The 24,172-nt window shown below is 55.5% G+C and carries 12 protein-coding genes; 11 read left to right on the top strand and 1 reads right to left on the bottom strand.

Annotation, left to right across the window (positions count from 1 at the left end; genetic code table 11):
* Positions 1-116: 116 nt before the first annotated feature.
* From DFP98_RS30185 to DFP98_RS30145, 9 genes are all read left to right on the top strand, one after another.
* Positions 117-1,292, top strand: a complete 1,176-nt coding sequence (locus tag DFP98_RS30185; RefSeq protein WP_181918029.1) for a GntR family transcriptional regulator — start codon at positions 117-119, stop codon at positions 1,290-1,292.
* Between the two features lie 179 nt (positions 1,293-1,471).
* Positions 1,472-3,067: an ABC transporter substrate-binding protein gene (locus tag DFP98_RS30180; protein WP_116064361.1), complete on the top strand. Its 1,596-nt coding sequence runs from the start codon at positions 1,472-1,474 to the stop codon at positions 3,065-3,067.
* Between the two features lie 95 nt (positions 3,068-3,162).
* On the top strand, positions 3,163-4,062 hold the full coding sequence (locus tag DFP98_RS30175; RefSeq protein ID WP_116064360.1) for a carbohydrate ABC transporter permease: 900 nt from the start codon (positions 3,163-3,165) through the stop codon (positions 4,060-4,062).
* The gene (locus tag DFP98_RS30170; protein ID WP_116064359.1) at positions 4,059-4,886 is read left to right on the top strand and encodes a carbohydrate ABC transporter permease; all 828 of its coding nucleotides are present in this window, start codon (positions 4,059-4,061) and stop codon (positions 4,884-4,886) included. Before DFP98_RS30175 ends, DFP98_RS30170 begins: the two co-directional genes overlap by 4 nt.
* A gap of 22 nt (positions 4,887-4,908) precedes the next feature.
* Complete coding sequence (locus DFP98_RS30165; protein WP_116064358.1) at positions 4,909-7,692, top strand: alpha-mannosidase; 2,784 nt, start codon at positions 4,909-4,911, stop codon at positions 7,690-7,692.
* Complete coding sequence (locus DFP98_RS30160) at positions 7,680-9,785, top strand: glycoside hydrolase family 36 protein (RefSeq protein ID WP_147310299.1); 2,106 nt, start codon at positions 7,680-7,682, stop codon at positions 9,783-9,785. The genes DFP98_RS30165 and DFP98_RS30160 overlap by 13 nt, the downstream gene beginning before the upstream one ends.
* A gap of 43 nt (positions 9,786-9,828) precedes the next feature.
* A complete protein-coding gene (locus tag DFP98_RS30155; protein ID WP_181918028.1) occupies positions 9,829-11,160 on the top strand; it encodes a glycosyl hydrolase family 28-related protein in 1,332 nt (443 codons plus the stop codon).
* A 34-nt stretch (positions 11,161-11,194) separates the two neighbouring features.
* Positions 11,195-13,753, top strand: coding sequence for a glycoside hydrolase family 2 protein (locus DFP98_RS30150; protein WP_116064355.1), 2,559 nt, complete (start codon positions 11,195-11,197; stop codon positions 13,751-13,753).
* A gap of 162 nt (positions 13,754-13,915) precedes the next feature.
* Positions 13,916-17,080: a glycosyl hydrolase gene (locus DFP98_RS30145; RefSeq protein ID WP_116064354.1), complete on the top strand. Its 3,165-nt coding sequence runs from the start codon at positions 13,916-13,918 to the stop codon at positions 17,078-17,080.
* A 91-nt stretch (positions 17,081-17,171) separates the two neighbouring features.
* Here the strand turns inward: DFP98_RS30145 and DFP98_RS30140 are convergent, their stop codons facing one another.
* Positions 17,172-19,253 (bottom strand): serine hydrolase domain-containing protein, encoded by a 2,082-nt coding sequence (locus DFP98_RS30140; protein ID WP_116064414.1) that lies wholly within the window; start codon positions 19,251-19,253, stop codon positions 17,172-17,174.
* A gap of 230 nt (positions 19,254-19,483) precedes the next feature.
* Here DFP98_RS30140 and DFP98_RS30135 point away from each other — a divergent pair, with 230 nt between their 5' ends.
* A complete protein-coding gene (locus tag DFP98_RS30135) occupies positions 19,484-21,523 on the top strand; it encodes a hypothetical protein (protein ID WP_116064353.1) in 2,040 nt (679 codons plus the stop codon).
* 185 nt (positions 21,524-21,708) lie between these two features.
* Complete coding sequence (locus DFP98_RS30130; RefSeq protein ID WP_181918027.1) at positions 21,709-24,102, top strand: cellulase N-terminal Ig-like domain-containing protein; 2,394 nt, start codon at positions 21,709-21,711, stop codon at positions 24,100-24,102.
* Positions 24,103-24,172 lie beyond the last annotated feature (70 nt).

The following is a 24,172-nucleotide window of genomic DNA, read 5'->3' as shown; positions in this document are numbered from 1 at the left end:
TCCATGCAATTGTGCATGGACCTATTTATTTGTCTCACAACAGGATATGTTTGATTTGACATGACAATATCAAATTGAATATGATAAGTATATATCAAAGTTGCTGGAGGCCCCTGATGGATCAAGCGTCAAGAAAACCGCTGTACTCTGTTATTCAAGAAGACATTCGCGAAAGGATTCAAAACGGCGATTTGAAGCCTGGAGACAAGATTCCTACCGAGCATGAGCTTAAAGAACAATTTAAGGTCAGTCGCATGACGATATCGACTGCGATGATCCATTTGACCAAAGAAGGTCTCATTCGTCGGATTCCCGGCAAAGGGACGTTCGTAGCCGAGAGGCCGGAGAACGGCGAATCATCCGGTACCGCGCAATCCTCATCAACCGGGAAGGCGTCGGAGGCCGCGAGAAACGTAGCGGACGAGCAGAGGAAAATCGGTCTCGTCATGCCCAATATCGACAGCATGTTCGCGATGCGAATTGTGGACAGCGTTCAGAGAGCCTTGAACGAGAGGCAATACAGTCTGACCATGGCGCTCACGAACAACTCGAAGAAACAAGAGCGCGCCGCAATTCGGGAACTAATCGAGGCGGGGGTAAGCGGACTCATCATTTTTCCCGTGGACGACAACGCCTATAACGATGAAATACTGTCTTTAAAGCTGCGGCAATTCCCGTTCGTCCTGATTGACCGCTATCTGCCGGGCATTGAGACGCATTTCGTCGGTTCCGACAACCAAGCCGGTGCCCGTTTAGCGGTCTCCCATCTGTGGGATCTGGGCCATCGGGACATTGCGGTGTGCTCGGGAATCGATTTTCCTACCGTGACGATCCGGGACCGAATCGACGGCTACGTGAAGGAATTGACGGCTCGGGGAGCGATGATCAATCCGTCTCTGATGCTCTCCGATATCGACATCCAACATCTTGACTTCGATCAGGATCATCCTTTGTACCGTTATATCAAAGCGCGGCATGCGACCGCCTATCTGGCTTTGCATAATTCGATTGCCATTTTGATCTACCACGCGGCTAAAGCCAACGGCTTAAAAATTCCAGAGGACATTTCCATCGTCTCCTTCGACAACCCGACCTCCTTGCAGGACGAGTTCGCTTATTTCACTTATGTCGACCAGTCCGAAACGGTCATGGGCCGTACGGCCGCGGAGATGATCGTGGAGATCGCAGAAGCTGCGACGAATAGCGAAGGAACGGAAAGCGCCGATTATCGGAAAACCGTTCTTCAGCCTGTCTTGAAAACGAATCTTACCTCGATGAAAGCCCGAAGCTAGATCCCGGGAAGAGAAAAAATATACGATCTCTCGGCTTAAGAAAGTCGGGAGTTTTTTTTAGCCTTTTTTTTGTTTTCTCATTGACATGAGATAATTCGCATAATAAAATTGTTTTGTAAGTACAAACATGACAATATAAATCATGTTTGTACATAACTTATATCAAAAGGGGATATCGCATGCTCAGACTGAGAAAAGGCTCGGTAATTCTGCTTGTATGTATGGCGCTCATGTCCGGCCTGTTGACCGGGTGCTTCGGTTCTTCGAAAGAGACAAACGAGGTCAAAAATTCTGCTTCCCCCACTACCGCGGCATCAAATGAAAGCGGAACCACACGGAGCTTGAGCGGCGAGCTGCGTGTCGTCACGTTCATGGAAGATGAATGGGGCGATCAAATGCGGGCGGCGATCGCGGATTACAACGCTGCGCAGCCCGAGGTCAAGATCGAACTGGAGTCGATGCCTTACGCGAACTACGCGGAAGCTCTGAAAGCTCAGATGATCGGGGGCATATCCGCCGACCTGATGCTCGCGGAACCGGCGATGGTGAGCGCGTTCGAGGGGGCCGACGGCATTCTGGCGCTCGATGATTACCTGAATCAACCCAATCCGTACTCCGACTCGGGGAAGGCGTGGAAAGACGATTTCATCTCGCCGTTCCTTGATACGTCTCGCAATGCGGCCGGTCAAGCCAAGCTCGTCCCCTGGTCGCTCGTATGGGTCGGAATGTTTTACAACAAGGATGCCTATGCGAAAGCCGGCATCGAGACTCCGCCCGTTACCTGGAATGAATTTCTGACAGTGAGCGAAAAGCTGAAGAACGCGGGGTATTTGCCTTTCTATACGGCGATCAAGAATAACGACGCTCAAACATGGTGGATGTTCCAAACGATGCTGAACGCCATGTTCAGGGTTAAGACGGAACAAATCAACTTGCGGCATGCCGACGGATGGACGTACAAGTTCGATGATCCGGACAGTAACAACGGAGAAACGTATACGGTCGACGAGCTCTATGTCGCTTTCAAGAAAGGACTCATCGACCCGGCTAAGTCTCCGGAGTACCGCAAAGCGGTGGAACTCATCCTCCAGATGAAGCCGTACTTTAACGATAACCTGCTGACGGCCGACGGATCCGAACTCTTGTCCAAGTTCATCTCCCAAAACGCCGTTCAGAAGTATGACGGAACGTTCAGCTTCCCCAGCACGGACAGCGAGTTGGCCAAGCTCAAGGACGAAGGCAAAGCGGACCGCGTATTCCAGTGGGATGTCGTCAACTTCCCGACGATTACTACCGAGAACTACGAGGGCTTGACCGCGGGCGGATTGAATCCGCTGTCTGGTCTCCGCAACGGTTGGGTGATCAGCCAAAAATCCGATAATCGTGAGCTTGCGCTGGATTTCCTGCAATTTTTGACTTCCCCCGGCGAAGTGAACAAGTTGTACGAATTGAAGCGGGAGAGCAAGGATAACTCCTTACAACCCGACGCCTCGGCAATTGAGGGCATCACCTACCCCGCCGAAGCCAAGAAAGTAGACGCGGCGCTGAGGTATGCGGAAATGCCAATTTACGGGTTCGGTTTGCCGCCGGTATTCGATACGGGCAAGGATTTCGAAGAATTCCATTCCCAATGGCAGGGACTATGGTCCGAAGCTCTGACCGTTGACGAATTCCTGCAAAAGCGCAGCGCTTCCAACTTGGCCGCTCTGGAGAGAAATCTGAAGCAATTTCAGGATCAGGTCGACCAGGCCTTCATCGACAGCCATCTTAAATAGCAGCGTAATCGGAAATTCCCGGGAAAGGGGCGACGCGTACCGACCGTGTCGCTCCTCGGGAAATCGATCGACGCCGTGGAGAGGAAAGCCGTGTTATGCGCCATACATTGAAATCGGTCTATAAAGCTCGGTACCTTTATCTGTTTTTGCTTATTCCTTTTGCGTTTATCGCGCTCTTCATCTTCTATCCTTTCTTGCGCGGATTCCAGATTTCGTTGCTCGATTGGTCGGGGGGCAACCGTACGGAATTTGTCGGCTTCGACAATTACCGGGAATTGTTCTGGAACGAGCCCCTCTTGGGGCGCGCGGTGAGAAACATTCTGATCTTGGCTGTCGCGGGGATCCTCCAGGCCGTCGGCATTTCCTTCTTGATGGCCTGGGTTATACACCATATCCGGAGCGCGAAAAGCAAATACGTCATGCGGATTTTCGTTATCGTGCCGTCGCTCATTCCCGCGATCGTCGGGTATCTGCTCTGGAAGAAGTTCTACGAACCGGAAGGGCTGGTGAATCGGCTTCTGGGTCTCGTCGGATTGGATTTTTTGCAGCAGGCCTGGTTGGGCGACGTAACGGTCGTGGTGACCGCCATCGTGTTCGCCGGATTCCCTTGGCTCAACGGAGCCAATACGCTGATCTATTTAGCCGGTTTTCTGCAGATCCCGAAGGAAATGTACGAAGCCGCCAAAATCGACGGCGCTACCTCGTGGAGGACGCTGTGGCATTTGGAAATTCCGATGTTGGCCGGACAGACGAGAATTCTGCTTTTGCTATCGCTGATTTCCCTGCTCCAAAACTACGACAACGTGTTTCTACTAACGCAGGGCGGGCCGATGGACGCCTCCGTCGTGCCGGGCATATTGCTTTACAAAAATGCTTTCCTGTTTGGCCGTTACGGATATGCGTCCGCCATCGGCGTTTCCCTATTCGCGTTCATTTTCATTCTGTCTTTGCTTAGCATGAGATTGTCGAAAGAAAGCGGGGAGAAAGTCTCATGAGCATGCGTAAAACAGCCGAGATCATCCGATACGCTTTCGTCATTCTGATGCTGGCAGCCACGTTCTACCCGATTTTGTTCATGCTGTTCACCTCCGTGAAGTCTACCGGTTCTCTCGCGATCAACTTTTTCCTGCCGGATTTCACGGCTGTTCATTTCGAGAATTTCAGGACTGCCGCGCCGAAGGTGCTTCCCTATATCGGGAACAGCGTCAAGGTGTCGCTGTTGACGGTAGCGGGCATTCTGTTCGTCAGCGCCGGCTCCGCCTACATCTTCGCTCGGTTCACTTTTCCCGGCAAGGCGATCCTATACCAGGTCCTATTGGCGACGATGATGATTCCGATCGTTCTTACGTTCGTCCCTTCGTATCTTCTCGTGCGGGACTTGGGACTGCTCAATTCCCACAGCGCTTTGATTCTGCCCGGCATCGCGGTGGGTCTCGCCTTCGCCATGCTGCTGCTTCGAACATTCTTCGAAAGCATCGACCAGGGGTTGATCGAAGCCGCGCGGATCGACGGAGCCCGGGAAATTCGCATTCTGCTTCAGCTCGTGCTTCCGTTAACCGTTCCGATGATCGCGACGGTCAGCATTCTCAGCATTCTGCGAACCTGGAACGATTTTTTGTGGCCCTTGGTTACGATCAGTAGAGACAGTCTGCGGACGCTGCCGATCGGGTTGGCCTTTCTGGTCGACAAGCCGGGAAGCAATCAGTTTACGGTCATGATGGCCGGCTATACTTTGGCATCGATTCCCTTGGTCGTTCTTTTCCTGTTCGCCATGAAGCCGTTCATGGACGGAATCAACGCCGGGGCTATTAAAGGATAAACCCTATGAAAGGCATGAGTGCATGAAACCGTCGCTTACCAAAATACACGTCGTTTCCCATACGCACTGGGACCGGGAATGGTACCAGGATTTTCAGGGATTCCGCAAACGGTTGGTTTATCTGATCGATGAGCTTCTGGACGTGATGGAGAACGATCCTGAATATCGTTATTTCATGATGGACGGCCATACGATCCTCGTCGATGATTATTTGGAGATACGGCCGGAAAATAAAGACCGCCTGCTTGCGCTCATTCAGGCGGGAAGAATTTCGGTGGGGCCTTGGTACGTCATGCCGGATGAATTTCTCGTTAGCGGGGAGTCCCTGATCCGGAATTTGCTGGCGGGTTTTCGCCGCGCGAGGAGCTGGGGGGCAGAGCCGCTCAAAAGCGGATACGTATCGGACATCTTCGGACACAACAGCCAGCTTCCCCAGCTGCTTCGCGGCTTCGGCATCGACAACGCGGTACTCTTCCGCGGCTTCAAGGGAAAGGACCAGGCGTCTGAGCTGCAGTGGGAAGGAGCGGACGGTTCCGTCGTTTTCGCGCTGAAATTGGATGAGGACCGCTCCTACGGCGACTTTTACTTTTTCTTCCGTTGGCCGTTCGCGTCGTCCGGGTTTCAGTATGATAGCGAGAAGTTGAAGGAGCGGGCCTTGGAGATGCGCAGCTACAAAAGCGCGCGGGGGACGACCGGCTTGGGGCTGGGACTCGACGGCGTGGACCATGTGGAGGTCGAACCGCAGCTTCCGAATCTGATCCGAACGCTGAACGGGCTTCCGGATGTGGGAGTCTCCTTCGAACATTCCACGCTGGAGCGGTATTTGGACGAGCTGCGGCCGAAGCTGGGGGAACTGGAGCTGCTAGTCGGGGAACAAAGGTCGCCCGGGCAGGCGGGACTCAATAACATGGTGCTTGCCAATGTGCTGTCCTCCCGCATTCCTTTGAAGCAGGCGAACTGGAAAGCGGAGAAGCTTCTGGAAACATGGGCGGAGCCGTGGAGCGTATTTACCCGGCTGAAGTCGGGCAAGGCCTATCCGGCGCGGTTTCTCGAGAAATCATGGGAATTCCTGCTGCAGAACCATCCGCACGACTCAATCTGCGGCTGTTCAATTCGCCAGGTCCACAAGGACATGGAGTACCGGTTCGATCAAAGCCGGTTGCTGTCGGAAGGCATCATTCGGGAGCAGTTGCGTTTCATATCGAATCATATCGATGCTTCCGCTTTGACCGGGGAGCGGATCGTGACGGCCTTCAATCCGTCCCGTTTCGAGCGCTCCGGCGTCATAGCTCTCGAATTCTTCCTTCCCGCCGATGCGAAGACGGGTTTGCCCGGCCCTACCGTCGGCGCAGACGGATTCCGGATTTATGGAGAGAACGGGGAAGAGCTTCCTTATCAGTTGCTTGACGTCAAGAAAAACGCGACGCACACCTGGAGACCTTACCGAGATATTCCCTATGCGGAAGCCGCAGATTGGTATCGGGTCGCCGTATCCGCGAGCGTTCCTTCCTTCGGATACCGGACGTTCGGCATTCGGACGATCTCGTCCAAGCCCCCTGGCGCGGGAGAATACGCCGGATACGCGTTGGCCGTTCCCGTTCGGAATCCGGGGACGATGCGAGTTGACGGACGGTCCTGGGATAACGGCAGGGTTCGCTTAACGGTTCATGGGGACGGCTCCGTAACGGTTCTCGATCATGCGACGGGAGAAGCTTTCTCGGGTCTGCACCGTTTCGAAGACGACGGCGATGTCGGGGAAGGGTGGAACCGCGCGGCTCCGGCGCTTGATTCCGTATATACTTCGCTGGGAGGGAACGCCGGCATCTCGATCCGGTCGGACGGTCCTCTGGTGACAATCATCGTGGTGAACCTGGGGCTGCGCGTTCCGGTTGGCGCGGTTCCCGGAGGACTGCAGCGAAGCGCCGAATCGACCGAGCTTGCCATCGAGACACTGATCGAGCTTCGCAAAGACGATCCGGTCGTCCATTTCCGTACGAAAGTCGCAAATGCCGCCCGGGATCACCGGCTCTCGCTGAAATTCCCGACAGGCCGGGAAGCGGACCATTATTATACGAGTACGCCGTTCGATCTAGTGAAACGCTCGCTTGGGCGTCCGGATTACCGGGATTACCTGGAGACGGCTTCGGAAGTCGTTCCCCATAACGGCATCGTGGCCGTTCACGACGACAAGGCGGGTCTCGCCATTCTGAGCAAAGGGCTGTACGAGGCGGCGATGTCGGAAGACCAAGACGTGACCGCGTCGTTAACCTTGTACCGGTCGACGCACAAGGAGGTTCTGAGCGACGGCGATGACAGCGGACAGCTCCTGCAAGAGCTGACGTTCGAATACGCGGTATATCCTTACTCCCCGGGGGACGCGTTCGCCGAAAAACTATGGAAAGGCTGGCAGTCCTATGTCCAGGAACCCCGTACCGTCGACCGCGATCGTTGCAAGGTCGTTCGGGAGGACCCGTTTCATTATACCGGTTCTTTTCTTGCGACGGCTTCGTTCCTTACGGTGGAGGGCTCGGACGGCGTGCAAGTCTCCGCCGTCAAAGCGGGGGAAGACCGCGAGGAACGCGTCATCGTGCGGTTGTTCAACGCGACGGACACAGAGAAGTCATGCAAGCTGGAGTTTCACCAACCGATTGACGCTGCCTATCGCGTTGATCTGGACGAACGCCGCTTCGAACAGATCCGCGTGGATGGGACGAGTATTTCCGCATCGATAGGCGGGAAAAAGCTGGAGACGATCGAGTTATCTTTTTCATCACGAGAAGAGGAAGTGATCTTGTGCAACCCCTAACCTTTGAATTGGAGACAAACGGTTTTCGGAGATCGATCTCGATCGACGAGGCCGGAACGCTTCGAACGGCATCCCTCGGGTACCGCGGCATCGAGTTGCTGCAAGAAGGCGGATACGAGTTTGCTTTCGCCGGTTATATGAAGGAATCGATGAGGTTTTTCCAGTGCGAGCATTTCCGCTGCGTTGCTCATGAAACGACGAAATTCGCCGAAGGGGAGAGATGGATTTTCCGATTGGAGCTGAAACCGTCAGAAGAGCAGGTCTTCAAGCCGTTCGGACCGGAGCCGTGGGATGAATCGCGAGGCAATCTGCATGTCGAATTGGCGTTCGACGTCTACCGGGACTATCCCGTCATCCGCAAGAGAATCCGGGTTCGCAACCAGTTTCCGGATCCGCTGCGGCTTCAGTACATGACTTGGGAGGATTTGCGGCTCGCCTCCGGCGAAGGCAGGAGCGTATGTCATCAATATTTCACTAGAAATTCACTGGAAGCCGCCGACAACATGGACGAAAGCGCGATGGGGGTCGTATGGCCCGAGCTTGATGCCGGCATTCTGGTCGCGACCGAAGCACCCGGCTCCATGAAGCGGCTGGAGCTGTTCCGGGAACCGGACCGGATGCGAATCGCGTACAACTTCAACGAAGAAACCGTCTTTGAGTGGGTTTTGGAAGAGGGCGAATCGTTCGAGACGGACGCAGGGTTCCTGCTTCCGTTCGCGGGAGGCTTGCAGGACGCGGTGGATGGCCCGTTCCGCGATTTCGTGGGAAATATTCTGGCGATTGCCAGGGCGCGAGACATTCCGACTTTTACGGTCAACACTTGGGAAACTTTTCAAAGCGAAATTACGGAAGAGATCGTGCTGGAAAATATCCGGATCGCGGCGGAACTGGGGGTCGACGCTTATCAACTCGACTTTGGCTGGCATGTGGACCACGGCGATTACCGCCCGCATCCGCGGAAGTTTCCGAACGGTCTCGAGCCGGTCGTCGAGGCTTGCCGCAAACATAACATGAAGCTGGGGCTGTGGATGTCCGTCCCGAACGTTCATGTCGATTCGGAAATCGCACGGAGCCATCCCGAATGGAGACAGATCGACGAAGACGGCGGACGAAGCTTTATGGTCGGCTGGACGGATACGCAAATCATGTGCTTGGACTCCGGCTACGCCGATTGGATCATCGATCAAATCGATACCGTCGTCAAACGATACGGAGTTTCGCTGCTCAAGCTCGATCTGGCATCGGTGCGCGATCCCTATAATCCCGGGAAATCGATCGGGTGCCATGCTCAAGACCATCATCATCCGACTGCGAAATCCTCGCATTTGGGCATTTACCGCAGCATGTTCCGGATCATGGACGAGATCAGGCGCAGAAACCCGGATTGTCTCGTCGATTTGTCCTTCGAGCTATACGGGGTTTTGCACGGGACCGACTTGGCCCACATCCAGCATGCTCATCAGAACTGGGTCACGAATCAAGACACCGGATGGCTGGAGCCGCTTCGCCGGATTATCCATAACCGGAGTCGGATCGTCCCCAGCTACACACTGAATTTCGGCTCTTGTCACTTGACGGACCCGCTGGCGAAGAGCTACGGCTTCTGGTCGGCGCTTCTTGCGCACGGCTTGTATTACGGGGATTTGCGGCAGCTGTCGGAGGAAGACAAGGCGCATTACCGTTATTGGATCGATTGGGTCAAATCTTATCGCGGCAAGCTTGATGTCTACGACTTCTTCCGGGTTTCCGATTCGCTTCGCGCTCCGGACTGCCGGGAGCATGCGGATCGCCGCTATGAGCCGTATTCGACGGAGGGCGGAAGGGTTGCGTCCGCTTCCGGGATCTGGGACGGGGCGGCCAAGGTGTCAGAGAAGGGAGAGGGCTGGGTTCTTCTATTTCGGCCGGAGACAAGCGGGCTAAAGGAGGAGACGGTTCGTTTTCCCTGGGTGGACGCAAGCGGAACGTACCGTTTGCTGGACGTGCTTGGTCATGAGGAAATCGGCGTCCTAACGGGTGAAGAGCTGCAGCGCGGATTAATGCTGGCGATCCCGGATGCGCCAGGCGTTCTGGTTGTAGATTGCACTCGAATTTAGATGTACGGCTATTAAAATTCAACTCATGGGAGGAACGAACAAGATGGTAGGATATCGGATGATTTCAAACAGAATAACGGCTGCCCTTCTGGCAGCGTTGGTGATTTGGGGGGTTATCGGCGTGGTGCCTCCGAGAGCCGAAGCGGCAAGCGGCTCCGATTACAACGTCAAAGCCGCGCCGTATAATGCGGCTGGCGACGGCACGACCGATGATACGACGGCTATTCAGAGCGCGATTAACGATGCCCAAAGCGCGGGCGGCGGAGTCGTCTTTTTCCCGAAGGGGAGCTACAAGATCAGTTCGACTCTGCGCGTGACCGGTCATAACGTGCAACTCGAAGGCACGGGAAAAGGCTCGGCCATTTTTCTCGACAAAAGCACGGATGCGGTGATCCATATCGGCCATACGACGGATATGCATCAGACCACGCATAACAAAGTGAAAAACCTGACGGTCGATCGTTCCGTCGCCCCGAACTCGGATGTCGCGAATTCTCCTTCCTATGGAATCCGAGTCGAGTATGCCCGGTTTACGACGATAGACGGCGTTACAGTGTACAATGCCGGTTACGGCATTTCCGTCGGTGTGAAGGGCGCAACGGGATTTAATACGCAGTTTGCCAATATCCTCAACTCGAATGTGATGGTAAGCGGCAGTATGCGGGGAAATGCGGTTTTTCCGGGTGCTAACGTCGTTTTCTGGTCGGGAGCGGATTACAAAATGTCGGCCAACTTTCTGGAGCCGACCAACGTAGGCGTGTTGATGGAAGGGGATTCGAACGGTATCAATATCGACACGACGACCGTCATTAACGGAGCGGCGTATAACTATGGCATCGTGAGCGGGGGCACCGGGTTTGCCCGTTACATCGTCAACTGCATTATCGAGAATGCGCATCACCAGCAAATCTATATCGCCGGCAGCTCCTCTCGCGTAACGGTGGCGGATTCCTGGATTGGCGCGGGAGACGAAGAGGGGACGGCGACTCGCAGAGGAATCCTGATCGAGGCGGGAGCCAGTCGAATTACGATCGCGGATAACCGGATTGGCGATCAGCAGCTTCAGGGCATTTTCTCCATGGGAGACAACGTGACGATTACGGGGAATATGCTGGAGCGCAATGTCGTCTATAACCGCTTGAATGCCGGCAATTGCACGACTTGCGACAGCGTGCAGATCGAAGGCGGCAAGCATGTCATCGTCAGCAATAATCGCGTATACAGCGATTACGACCGGAACGGCATCGGACTGTTCGACGACGGAACCCGCGTATTGAATTACTACATCGTCACGGATAACGATACGTCCGAATCCGGCAGCGGGATTTATGACGGGGCCACGGGGACCAATAAAGTCGTTGCCGACAACCTGTAGCCGCTAATCGACGGGAAGATAGAGGTGACGTAAGTTGAAAAACCACTCATTAAACGGCAGCGACTGGACGTTGACCGGCTGGTACCGGAATCAATGGAAGTTTACGGTGTCGATGGAGCTCGGAACCGCCTTTCCTCCGGCGGTAGGTCCGCTGCCCGCGGCCGTTCCGGGCGCGGTTCAGGCCGACTTGCTAAGGGCGGGCCGAATATCCGATCCGAATATCGGGCTCAGGAGCCTGGAGTCCGAGTGGGTGGGCAACCGCGAATGGGCGTTCGAGAAGACGTTCGAGCTGCCGGACGGTTGGGTCGAAAGCCGCTGTGAATTGGTATTCGAGGGGCTGGATTACGCAGGAGAAATCATGCTGAACGGGACGAAGGTCGCCTCTTTCGAAGGCATGTTCACGCCGCATATCATCGATGTGACCTCCTGCATCAGAACGGCCAAGGACGGTCCCAACCACTTGTACGTGCTTTTCTATCAGACTCCGGAAGTGGACGGACAATACGGGTACACGGAACGGATCGACATGGTCAAATCGCGGTTCAACTACGTGTGGGACTGGTGTCCGCGAATCGTGCCGGTCGGCATTTGGAAAGGCGTCGGCGTGCGCACGTACAGCCAGGCGAAGATCGTCGATTTTTACCCGAGAACGGTTCCCGGAGAAGATCTGGAGTCGGGCGAAGTCGATTTTAACTTAAAGTTGGATGTTCTGTATGCCGGCAACTTGCTAGCGGAATACGAAATCGCGGATGCATCCGGACAATGCGTGGCTCTGGAACGGGCGATCGTGTCCTTGAACGGGGGAATCAACGCGGTAGGCCAGTCGATTCGCTTGGATAAGACGGAGCTGTGGTGGCCGGCCGGGTTAGGCGCGCCGTACCTGTATACCGCCAAAGTGCGATTGACGGATGAAAGTGGACGCGTGCAGGCGGAAGCGGAGAAGAAAGTCGGTTTCCGACGGATCGCGATGGCGGCCAACGACAACGGACCGGCCGGAGCCCTGCCTTACACGGCGGTCGTAAACGGGAGACGAATCTTCCTCAAGGGTGTCAACTGGGTTCCGATTTCCCCCTTTTACGGTACGATCGAGCAAAGGCATTACGAAGCGGATCTAAGTACGTTCAAAGCGATGAATATCAATGTACTGCGGGTATGGGGCGGCGCGATATTCGAACACGAGGCGTTCTACGATTTTTGCGACGCGAACGGACTGCTCGTCTGGCAGGATTTTCTGCAATCGTCTAGCGGCATCAACAATTGTCCTTCGAGCGAGGAGAGCTTCATGAATCGCTTGAGGCAGGCCGCGACGCACGCGATTCTGGAGAAACGGGCGCACCCGAGCCTGCTTCTCTGGTGCGGCGGCAACGAGCTGATGTGGGAGGGGTTCGTGCCCGTCGACGAGCGACATGCCAACATCGCGATGCTGAAGCGGCTGGTCGGCGAACTCGATCCGGGACGTCCCTTCTTGCCGGCGAGCGCATCCGGCCCGAGATTCACCGCGGAGGAACGCGATTTCGGGAAAGGCGTTCATCACGACGTTCACGGGCCGTGGCAATACTTAGGCGATACGGCTCATTACGCCTATTTCAATCGCGACGATGCCTTGTTCCGGTCGGAGACCGGAACGCCAGGGATGGCGAGTGCGGATACGCTTCATAAGTGGAAGGACGAATTTACGGTCTGGCCGCCGAACCGGAATAACCCGTATTGGGTGCATCGCGGCGCATGGTGGATTCAATGGGACCAGCTCGGGGAATGGTTCGGGCCGTGGAGCGAGAGCCGGGACGAATTGGAGATCTACGCGCAAGCGAGTCGCTATTTGCAATGGGAGTCTCTGCGTTACGCCGCGGAGGCGGTTAGACGGCGGGAACCCGCTGCGTCGGGCTTCATCGTGTGGATGGGCAACGAGCCGTTCGCCAACTGCGCCAACACTTCGCTTGTCGAATACGGCGGTATGCCGAAGCCGGCTTATTATGCGATGAAGAAAGCATTTTCTCCACGGTTTGTATCTGCGCGTTACGATAAGCTCTCTTATCGGGCCGGCGAGCGTTTCGTAGCGGAGCTATACCTTCATGACGAGCAAGGCGAGGCGTTGCCGTCCGGCAGCGGAGCCGTCGTATCGGCTTCGATCTACAGATTTAGCGGTCAATTGCTGGCGAACCGGCAGTTGGAGGGGGTCGTATCCGCTGGAAGCGGCGTCCTCTCGATCGGGCGTATCGAATGGCAAGTTCAGGCTGACGCGGCCGCCGGAGTTTTTCTGCTCAGGGTGGAGCTTGCCGTCTCCGGCCAGGAACCGCTGCGCGACGATTATCTGTTCGCGGTCGCGGAGAATGAGGGCGCCCCGCCGCTTGCTTCGTTGCGCTGCCTGCCCTCGGCCGAGATCGCCGTCAGACAAGTCGGCGATACGATTGAAGTCGAGAACGTAGGGGCGGTCGCCGCGCTTGGCGTATTCCTGAAGCCGAAGGGCGATACCGGACCAATCGTGTTGGACCGTAACTATTTGATGCTGCTGCCGGGGCAGAGAGAGTCCGTCTCCGGTTTAAATCGGCAAGCAGCCTTGGAGGATCTGGCCTGGGAAGGCTTTAACCTCTAGACGGGCGGATGCAGTCATCCCGTTGGTGTTTCCGATCCCCGATATCGGGTCCGTTTATTTGTCCGGGGCCTGAACGAATGGTGTAGACAAGCGGTTCCCGATAACGTTATCCTGTACTCGACGCCCAACGGCCGATCAACGGATACAGGGAGGGGATTTAGGATGAGTTTGTTCCATGACATTGAAGAGCAGTTCTTCGATCCTGCTTCGGAATACCGACCGCAGCCGTTCTGGTTCCTGAATCACGATTACAAGAAGGAAGAACTGGAATGGCAGCTTGAAGAGATGAAACGGCAAGGCGTCGGAGGCGTCGTGCTTCATTCGCGGCACGGCAAAAGCGCGGAGTACATGTCGCGCGAATACTTGGACATGCTGGCTTTCTGCACGGAAGAATGCAAGAAGCGGGGAATGGAAGTATGGCTGTACGATGAAGACAATTGGCCGAGCGGTACTTTCGGCGGAAAGCTGACTCGGCGTCATCCCGAATACCGCATGCGCTATTTGCGGCTGGAGGAGAAGCGGCACGAGGGCGGGGGGACGGTCCGGCTCGATTTTCGGCAGGAAGAGAATAACGAGCTGATCGCCTTGCTCGCCTACCGGGTGCTGCAGGAAGAAGGAGAACGGGTCGTTCTTGCGAAGGATCCGATCGAGATTACGGATTTGCGGGGACAGGACTGGGCTCCGTCCCATTCCGGCAAGTATGTCATTCTGGCTTGCTGGGAGTGCGAGATTGCCGAGAAGGTCACCTTCGGAGCGGGATATTATCTGGACACGATGAATCCCGAGGCGGTGCAAGCTTTCGTTGACGTCGGTTACGAGCCGTTTATGGAGCTGCGGGAGCATTTCGGTCACACGATCCGAGGCATATTCACCGATGAGCCGGGGTTGATGATACACGACGGATTTTTCGGCACGGAAGCCATCCGGACATCCGTCCGGACGTTAAACGACAATTTGCCGGGATACGTTCTGGGCTGGACGCGAAATCTGCTGTCGAGATTCGAAGCGGAACAGGGTTACTCGCTCCGTCCTTTGCTGGGCGCTCTTCTATATGAGCTTGAGGATGCCAGTCATACCGTGCGCGAGCATTACTACGGGGCCTTAACCCGTTGGTACGTGGACGCTTATCATGGCACGCTGAGTCGGTGGTGCGAGACGAGAGGCTTGGCTTACATCGGTCATACGCTTGAGGAGCCGCTCTGGGGGCAGGCGCGCTCCCAAGGAAACCAGACGAAGGTGCTGCAGCAATTTCATTACCCGGGCGTTGACTATCTGACGAAGGGGATCGGCACGAAAGAGAATCCTTATCGCATTTTATCGGTCAAATGCGCTTCCTCTGTCGCTCGCTTGGAGGGGAAGCCGAGAGTCGTGTGCGAGGCCTTCGGAGCGAGCGACCACGGGTATTCGATGAGAGACAGGCGAGTGGATGCCAACTTTATGGCGTTTCTTGGCGTTAACTTATTTATTCCGCATGCTTTCTATTATTCGTTCGAGGGGTATCGGAAAACCGACTTCCCCCAGACCGAATTCTATCATGCGCCCCATTGGGAGCATTATCGCAGCTTCGCCGACTATACCGGACGACTGTGCATGCTTGGCAGCCTGGGCAAGTCCGTATCGAAAATACTGCTGGTTTCGCCGATTCATACCGTATACCAGGAGATGTTTCGAGACGGAAAGGCATTTCGGGACCTGAAAGCGGACGAGTTGTTTTCTTTCCTATCAGACAGGCTGATCCGTAATAGATTGGATTTCGAATATGCGGATGAGGCGCAGATTGAGCGCGGAACGGTCTCGGAAGAGGGACTGGCTTTCCCGAATTGCGAGGGCGGATTCCCGATTGTGATTTTGCCGGCTATGAAGGTGATGGGACTGGAGACGGCGCGGAAGCTGCTCGAGTTCGTCCGTGCCGGGGGGATGTTGATCGCGCTTGATGAGCTGCCCATTCACAGTACTGTTGTTGCGAACGATCCCGAGCTGGCGGAGTGCGTCGATAAATGGTTTCCGGGCCCCGTCAGGATTGGCGGCGGACACGCGTGCGGCGCCGGTCGAACGCTCTTTATGACATCCGAACAGCTTCGCAGCGACGATACGTTAGCGCTGTGCGAGGAATTGCGCGATCGACTGTCCGACGAAGATCCGGCCGGTCCGTGGTCCGTTCCTCAGCAAAGCGAGGAGCAGGTCGTCATAACGGGGAAACGGATCGCCGGTCGAACGTTTACATGGCTGTTCAACTGGTCGGATTCCCCGGCGCAGCTTCAATATCGGCCAACCGGCGAACAATTGGAGGAATGGGAGCTGGAGACGGGACAGATTCGTGTGTTGGCCGAGCAAGATCTGCTGGAATTCCGGCTGGCTCCTGGGCAACTGCGCATCGTGGCTCCGAGTCCCGGGGACGCGCCGCGAGCGGCGACAGCCATGCCGCGCGCGATCGGCCAGCAGACGGTTGAGCTTTCTTCGGAATGGGATTTTGAACCGGCGGATCGCAATGCTCTCATTCTCGACCGTTGGGAAGTGACGATGAACGATCGCCAAGCGAGAATGCCGGTAAGAATGCCGGGCCAGGTCAATACGTTTCGTAAGACGATTCAAGTCAAGGAAGAGCTGATCGAGGCGCTGAAGGAGACAAACGGCGTACAGGCGGAGGCGCCTGATCGGGAGCGCCGCGGCGTATATCTGGTGCTTGACGATCTGAAGCAGGAAATCCAATCGCATATCGGGTTCCTGTCGCGTCGCCGCAGCATCGAAATCTTCGTTAACGGCGAGCGGCTCCCCGCGCTGGATCCGGCGCAGTGGCAGGATCGCTTTTATAGCTGGGTCGATATTTCCCCTTATCTTCGCAGCGGGGACAATACAATTGAGATTTTGACTTTCTCCTTGCTGGAGCCCATGCCTAATTTTGCTTATCCCGCATTTTTGACGGGCGAGTTCTCGGTGACCGGGGAAGGAGCGTTGACGGCTCCGGCGTCCCGGCTTTCGGGCTACTGGACGAATGGGGGATATCCCTATCTGTCGGGCAAAGGCGTATATCGGCAAAGCTTCGATTGGGCGCTCGAGACGACGGACGGAAGCGACGACGAGGAGATCGCGATCGAGCTCGAGGTCGAGGACATTCGGGAGACGGCGCGGCTCACCATTAACGGCAAGGACGCAGGAGTCAGACTATGGCCTCCGTACAACTGGGATGTGACGAAATGGGTAGTTCCCGGCGTGAACCGCATTGAGCTGCAGATTGCCAATACCCTGGATAACCTCTACGGCAAATCGGTGCTCCCGTCGGGCATCGGGGGGCATGCCAGATTGACGGTTAGATCTTACCGCGCTTAACGCAAAAGAAAAGGCTCGCATTGGCAGGATCGTAGAACTTTCCTGCTTAGTGCGAGCCTTTTTCGAACGGTATTTGCAGCAACAATGAGGACTAATTAATTAAGCGAATGTCAAACTTCGCTCCGGCTTCGCCGGCGAACACGATGATGCCGTTTTCGGGCAGCACAGTCGTATGGTCCGGATTGACGATGCCGAAATCCACGCAAATCCCGTTCTCGTCGTATACAGAATAAGAGCCTTTAGACGGCGGAGTTACTTTGATGGTCTTGCCGACGGCGCGATCGGGAATCGTGAACCATTTGGCGTATCCGTTGTCTGGAAGGGTAAGCGAGGAGCTGCCGCCCGAATAAATCGGCTTCAACGCTTCTTCGCCTACGAACAGACTGCCGCCGAGATTCAAATATTCAATGCCGTTATCCTCGAAAAAGCTGAATTCGTTGGCGTCTCTTCCGCCTACACCTGGAAGCTCCAGGTTGGCCGCGGCGGTATTCGGTCCCGTCATTTTCTTATCCAACACGTAGCCCGGAGCCTCTTCAATCAGCTGAATTTGCAGGGATGAGGCCAGCAAATAAGAGAGGGACGTATATTTCTCGTTGATCGGATAATAACGTTTGCCATCGCGCTTAGCCCAAGCCTCCGACGTCGTCTGCGGGACGGAGACAGACTCAAGCTTCTCGGCGGAATACTGCGACAAAGCCATCTGGCCGAGTCCCGGAAGAGAGAGGTATTGACGGGTCCACAGGTAGGTGCGTCCATTTTTCTCTTCCACCACGTTGATCTTCACGCTTCCGTCTTCGCTCCTGAACGAGCCGTCCGCCGCGTAGACGTATTTCTCGGGCGGATATGCCGGCACTTGGGGGAGGGAGATCGACATTTCTCCGTTCTCGGAGATGTCTACCTTCATCACTTGATTGGTAGAGCCGTAGATTCCCGAATCTTCCATCCGTTCCTTCGGCATTTCGGTTTTAATCGGTCTGCCGTACGACTTATCCGCTTTGAACTGTTCGATCTCGCCTTTCTCCTTCAGGGCGTGAAGAAGAATCTGGCTTGCCAGAAGCTGGTTGGTCGCGCTGGAGCCTCCGGACGAGAGTACAGCCGCTGCCATATTCTTCCCCGGAAGAACGACCAGCGCCGCGTGATACAGAATGGTGTCTCCGCCTTTAGTCAGCGCCTGAATGTCGTATTCACCGAACGGGAACAGATTCACGCTATCCCAACCCAATCCGTAGTCGATCGAGTTGTCGGCATCCTCGGGCCACAATCCCTTTTTATACTCCGCCTGGGCCATTTCTTCCGCGGCTTCGGACGATAGAACACCATCGGTTTGCCCTGTGAAAATCTGCGAGAAGCGAACCAGGTCCTCTGCCGTGGAGTAAATTCCTCCCGTTCCGATGACGTTCACCGTCTCGTTCGGAAGCTGATCTTCAATGCCGGGAAGATAGAGTCCCGCCATCTTGGAGCCGCTTGGCTCGTCCAAAGGCGTCTTCGTGTTCTTCAGATTCAGCGGCTCGGTAAAATTGCGATGGATGTAGGACGTGAAATCGATGCCGCCAACCTTTTCTACCAAAATTTCCGCTAGAGTAAAGCAGTCGTTGCAATAGACCGAATAAGCTCCCGGATCGGCTTTTAATTTCTGCCCAGCCAACTGCTCCAGCAGCGTATCGTGCGCGTATGTATCGTTATCTTCAAGCAGAAAAGCGTTCGCCAGAGACGATCCGTTAAATCCGGCGGAGTGGTTCAGCAGCATGCGCGGAGTAATCTGTTTGTACCGCTCGTCCTCCATCTTGAATTCCGGAATGTACTTAGTAACGGGCGTATCCAGATCGATTTTGCCTTCGTCCGCGAGCTTCATCACGGCTGCCGTTGTGAACATTTTGCTTACCGAGCCGATACCGTACATCGTCTCTGCCGAGAGCGGCTTCTTGCCTTCTTTGTCGTTGATGCCGGATTGTCCGGAGGCGACGATCTGGTCTTGGTCGATCAGCGCATATTGAATGCTTGTTGTGCCGTATTGTTGCGTCAGGAGATCCGCCGCCTCGGATGCGGCTTTCCGCGTGTCCTCGTAAACCGCCGGAGTATCTTCGCTTGAAGCGGCCGATGCTGCACCCGCCGGGGCTAGCACCGCCAAGGCCAATGTCAGGGACAAAAACCGGAACGATTTTTTGCTTTTCATAAATACCTCCTTGAATACGTTGTATACAATTACTACGAATAATCGATCCCGAGGTTCCGTTTCGCGATAGAGCAAGAATTGATACAAAATCACAGCAGCGGGCCGGTTATTGGCGATCGCTCCGCTTGACACGATTTTCGGAACCTCCTTATAATGTGGCAATTGTTCGGAACCGCCGTAGAGTGCAGACGGGGAACGGATGCCGAGCGAACAAACTGGGAGAAGGATCGGTGATCGACTTGATGCCGTCATGGTTGAAGCGTGACATGGAAGTTCTCTGGTACGACGGTTCTCATTGGGAGAAGTGCCGCTTGAGCCGGGAAGAGGCCGGCTGGAGAGGGAGTTCGGCAGATGGCGCCGCGTTCGCGGTTACTGTAGAGCTGTCCGGCCAACCGAAAAGTTCCGAGGGGGAACATTATGCGGTTGTCGCCAAAGTAACGCCGGGAGCGAGCGGGACGATTGCGGGGTTTCAAGTGATCTTGTCGGCGGATTCTTCCTTGCAATGCGTATGGAAGCCTCATCTGGCGCCCGAGTCACATATGACAATAGGTGATAAAGCGTTTCGTTCCCCGACGATCATCATGGAGGATGAGGAGCGCCTGTGCGCGCTTATTCCTGACTTGGCCCACCTGCAGGAGCATCGGACGATACCGCACATCATGGATTATGTACAGGAAGATTCGAAGCTCAGCTATGGCGTCTGCGATTACAAGGAAAGCGGCCATGTCTATTATGCCATGACCCCGCAGCCGCATCTGATGAGCCGGTCGTTGGAGGTTAAGTTCTATCTGGCATCTTGGCGGAAAAAGTCCGGCTCGCCGCGACGGGACTTCCGTCCGGTCGAGCGGCTGTTGTGGGAACTGACGGCGATGGACAACATGCGAATCGACGACACGGCGGCGCAGTGGATGCAGCAGCTGGAAAGCTATCCGCTGCGGGCATATGAATGGGCTTTGGACTCGAACTGGAGCGGTCTTACTTGGCAGCAGTTCCGGATCGGGGAGCGTGAGGCAGGGGGCGTCGTCTTTATTGTGGCCGCCAGACAGAAGCCTGGCGAAGGCAAGGAAAATCAATGGAGGGAGCCCAAGAGTATCTGGAATCAGGCCTGGTTCTGCAGTATACGGTCGGCATACGGCATTTGTCTGACGGGAGTGAGGACAGGCAAGGCCGATTGGGTAGACAAGGCTAATCTGATGCTGGAGCTGACTTTGAGCGCACCTCAGACGAACGGTTTGTTTCCGGGCTACTATGCTGCGGGAGAAGACGGGGACTGGGGGCGGGGAAGCTGGCATCTATCCTGTCCGCGCAGGCCGGACGGTCATGAGCGCTACGTGCATCTGTTGGATGCATCCTGGACATGTTATTGGCTGCTTAAATGGTATCGGGACGTGGAGCAGGATGAACGAATACTGCCTTATGTAAACCGATATGCGACTGCCCTGTTGCAGCTCCAGCGGGAGGACGGCCATTATCCCGCATGGGTCGATCCTGCGACGCTGGCTTGCTCGCCTTATCTAGTAAATAGCGCGGAAACCTCCGCTCATATCATGCTGCTAGGTTTATTGCAGGAAATCGAGCCGCGTCCAGGCAGAATAGAGGCGATGGAACGCGCTGCGTCCGCCGTTCTGAATACGATAGCCGCAGAAGGACGCTGGGAGGACTTCGAAACCTACTGGTCTTGTTCCGGTCAATGGGATCACAAACGATACGGAACGAGGGAGACGCGCAGCGGCCTGTATAACCAATGCAACTTCGGCATCTATTGGACGGCGGAGGCCATGCTGATCTTATTTCGCCTGACGGAACAGCGCAGCTGGCTGGATGCGGGAGAACGCATCCTGGCCGAGTTATCGCTCTACCAGCAAATTTGGCAACCGGCCTATATCGCTGTTCCCACGGTCGGCGGGTTCGGCGTCATGAACAGCGACGATGAGTGGAATGATGCTCGCCAAAGCTTGTTCGCCCTAACCTACTACGAATTTTATCGTCGTACCGGAGACGAGCGGTATTTGCTGCGGAGTCTGTGGGCGATGCGCGCTTCGTTTTACATGATGTACTGCCCGGAGAATCCGGAGGTCAAGGCGTTGTACGAGAAGGTACATCCGCATTTCGACGAAGGAGACTACGGTTTTCATATGGAAAATTTCAACCATCACGATGGCACGGAAGTAGGCGGATTGGGCGAGTTTACGATATTTGATTGGGGCTGTGGCGCGGCCGCTTCTTCTTGGGCGGAGCTGCGCGAACTCGTGGAACGGACTACGGGCTAGCTGTTTATGACTGACCGCCGAGGCAATCTTGGCGGTTTTTATTTTTTCTTTTAGTAAATTAAATAAAAATTATTTATATTTAATAATTAAATTTATTGACGAATATGAATAAATAATATAAATTGTTTTTTACAAACGTTTATGAATGTGCTTACATTGGGAAAATCATGAGGGGGATCGAGCATATGAACAGGGTCAGTTTGCTGGAAACTCAGGCGGGATTTTATCCCGCGGATCCGAAGCAGGCATTGCTAAGAAGCGCGGAGAGCCATCCTCCTTGCTGCCCGGAGGGGAAGCGCTTTGCGTTGCTGGAAGCGTCCACGGGGCGAGAGGTATTTGCCGGCACGGTTGAACGCTGGGGCGAGAAGTGGGGATCGTATTGGTGGAGGCTGGATTTTACCGAAGTCGAGCAGGAAGGGCGCTATCGGTTGTCCGTGCCGGAGCTGGGGTTGGACTCGTCCGAGTTCGAGATCTCCCGGACGGCGCTGACGCACTCCGAGCATGCGGATTTGACGATGGTGGCTCTGCGCCAACTGGAACAACGACAACTTCCCGGCGTGCCGGGCTGGCGGGATTGCGGCACCGAAATTCGCGAGCTGTCCTCGCATATCGTCACCGTGCACGGACTGATCGACTACTGGGACAATCGCGAATTGCGCGACAGATTGGGGCCGCAAGACAGACAACTGCTGCTGAATTACATTGCGGAAGGTGCGGATTATATCGTTCTGTCCCAGGAGAGCTCCGCCAATCCGCTTACGGACGGGCGATTTAACCACGATGCCGGTCGCCAGACGGGTTACGGGACGTCCGATTATCATAACTGGCACGGCACCGCGTACGCGATTACCGCATTGGCCAGAGCCTGCCGGACGATGAGGGAGTGCGATCCCGGCAATTTGATTGACGGAACGGATGAATCGATCTTGACGGAACGGTCGGAGCGATACTTGCAATGCGCCAAACGTGCTTATAAGAACGCAATGGCACGGCCGTACAACCTCGATTCCGATTTCTACGGCAGATCCGATGCCGATGGGCAAACCGATGGGCCGGATGAGACCGAGTACGTGCATGAATTGGCGAGAACGGTCTACAACAAGCCGGATGACTGGACGATCCCCTATTCGCTTCAGACCAAGGATAAGCTGACGTTCTTGTGGGGAGTCGCCTTATTGTATCGTCTGTCGGGCGAATCCGAATATTTGGAGACAGCCATTGAATATGCCAGAGCGGCGTCCGAACGGCAGTTCGTCGATCATACGCGTCCGATCGACGGTCTATACGGCAACTTCTACGCCTTCGAGCAAGACGACGAGACCTTCTGCCTGGAGTGGAATCAGAATCACCGGTTCCACATGGGGAATATTGAGCCAACCAACGTGCAAGGATTCATCGAACTGCTCAAGCTGCAGCCGGATCATGAGGAGGCGGCGAGTTGGCACAACGTCGTGCGAACTTACGCTTACGGGTATGCAGCGGCATCCGAAGAGCTGTCTCCGCTGGGCATCTATCCGTTGACGCTATATGCCGACCCCGAATATGGCGGAGCGAAATTCTTCCAGTCGACAAACCACGGTGCGACGGCGTTGTATGGCCAGATTGCCAAGAATCTGCTCGACATCGGCGAATACTTGAACGACCGGACGTTCGCGCGACTCGCTTCCCGCAACCTGCAATTCGTGGCGGGCTTGAATCCGGGTTTTCCCGATGCCTACGAAGAGAAGTCATGGCAGGCGATCTCCCTGATCAAGGGATACGGCGTTCGCTCCTTCGCCGGCGCCGGCAGCCAGATTGCGCCTCCCGACGGGAGCGGCATGAACGGTTTCAGCGCGGATGTGCAATTCCAGCCGCAGCGAATCTCGGTTACGAGCGACGCTCCGCGGGGCATTCTGTTCGCTGACGGCGAGCGCCAGTTCAATGAAGATTATTTGCCGCACAGCCACGGCTACGTCAGCGGAGCGGCACGCGCGGAACGGCCCTTCAGGCTGAATATCGAAACCCGTTACTTGGGTCGGCCGGTCGACGCTCAGATCGTCATCGCGCTCCAGTCCGCCGAGGAACTGATCTGCCGCACGGGAGAGGAAGGTCGGCTTGCGCTCGACGAGCTCCCGCTGCAGCGGGAAGCGACGGTGACAGTTTCCTACCGAGGGCTGTCCGTGGCAAGAACGCTGGAGACGTTGGCGGGAGCGACATGGAACTGGGATATCCATTTCGATAGCTGTATTGAAGCCGGCATCGAGGCACCCGACAGGATCGAAGCGGAGCCGGGGACGGAGGGCAAGCTCTTGGTTCATCTTCAGAATCGGGGAGGCGAGATAGCCGATGTCAAGGTGCGGCTGTCGGCCGATGGCGTGACGATATCCGCGGACAGTATCGAACAAAGCTGCACTTTACAACCGGGCGAGAAGACGGTCATCTCCGCAATATTCCATACAGGCGGCCGGACGAAGCCTTATACGTTAATGGGCCGGATTCAGTCCGGCAACCACCGCTCTACCGTCGTCAAGGACGGAAAGTTAATCGTTGGGGGAGGTGGAGCCGCCATAGAAGGCGGGTTAACAAGCAAGAGGCTGTAACGGGGAAAGCGTCCGGTTGATCGTTAAGGGGGGGGATTGCAATCGAGAGTCTGTGGAGTCGAATCAAGAG

The organism is Cohnella phaseoli (assembly GCF_003386235.1).
Lineage (GTDB): Bacteria > Bacillota > Bacilli > Paenibacillales > Paenibacillaceae > Cohnella > Cohnella phaseoli.
The sequence above is the reverse complement of the archived record's forward strand: the minus strand, read 5'-3'. Positions and strand labels throughout refer to the sequence as shown.

Bases quoted from the DNA above. Each gene is read 5' to 3' on its own strand.
- DFP98_RS30185 (WP_181918029.1), top strand. From the start codon at position 117: ATGGATCAAGCGTCAAGAAAACCGCTGTACTCTGTTATTCAAGAAGAC.
- DFP98_RS30180 (WP_116064361.1), top strand. From the start codon at position 1,472: ATGCTCAGACTGAGAAAAGGCTCGGTAATTCTGCTTGTATGTATGGCG.
- DFP98_RS30175 (WP_116064360.1), top strand. From the start codon at position 3,163: ATGCGCCATACATTGAAATCGGTCTATAAAGCTCGGTACCTTTATCTG.
- DFP98_RS30170 (WP_116064359.1), top strand. From the start codon at position 4,059: ATGAGCATGCGTAAAACAGCCGAGATCATCCGATACGCTTTCGTCATT.
- DFP98_RS30165 (WP_116064358.1), top strand. From the start codon at position 4,909: ATGAAACCGTCGCTTACCAAAATACACGTCGTTTCCCATACGCACTGG.
- DFP98_RS30155 (WP_181918028.1), top strand. From the start codon at position 9,829: ATGGTAGGATATCGGATGATTTCAAACAGAATAACGGCTGCCCTTCTG.
- DFP98_RS30145 (WP_116064354.1), top strand. From the start codon at position 13,916: ATGAGTTTGTTCCATGACATTGAAGAGCAGTTCTTCGATCCTGCTTCG.
- DFP98_RS30140 (WP_116064414.1), bottom strand. From the start codon at position 19,253: ATGAAAAGCAAAAAATCGTTCCGGTTTTTGTCCCTGACATTGGCCTTG.
- DFP98_RS30130 (WP_181918027.1), top strand. From the start codon at position 21,709: ATGAACAGGGTCAGTTTGCTGGAAACTCAGGCGGGATTTTATCCCGCG.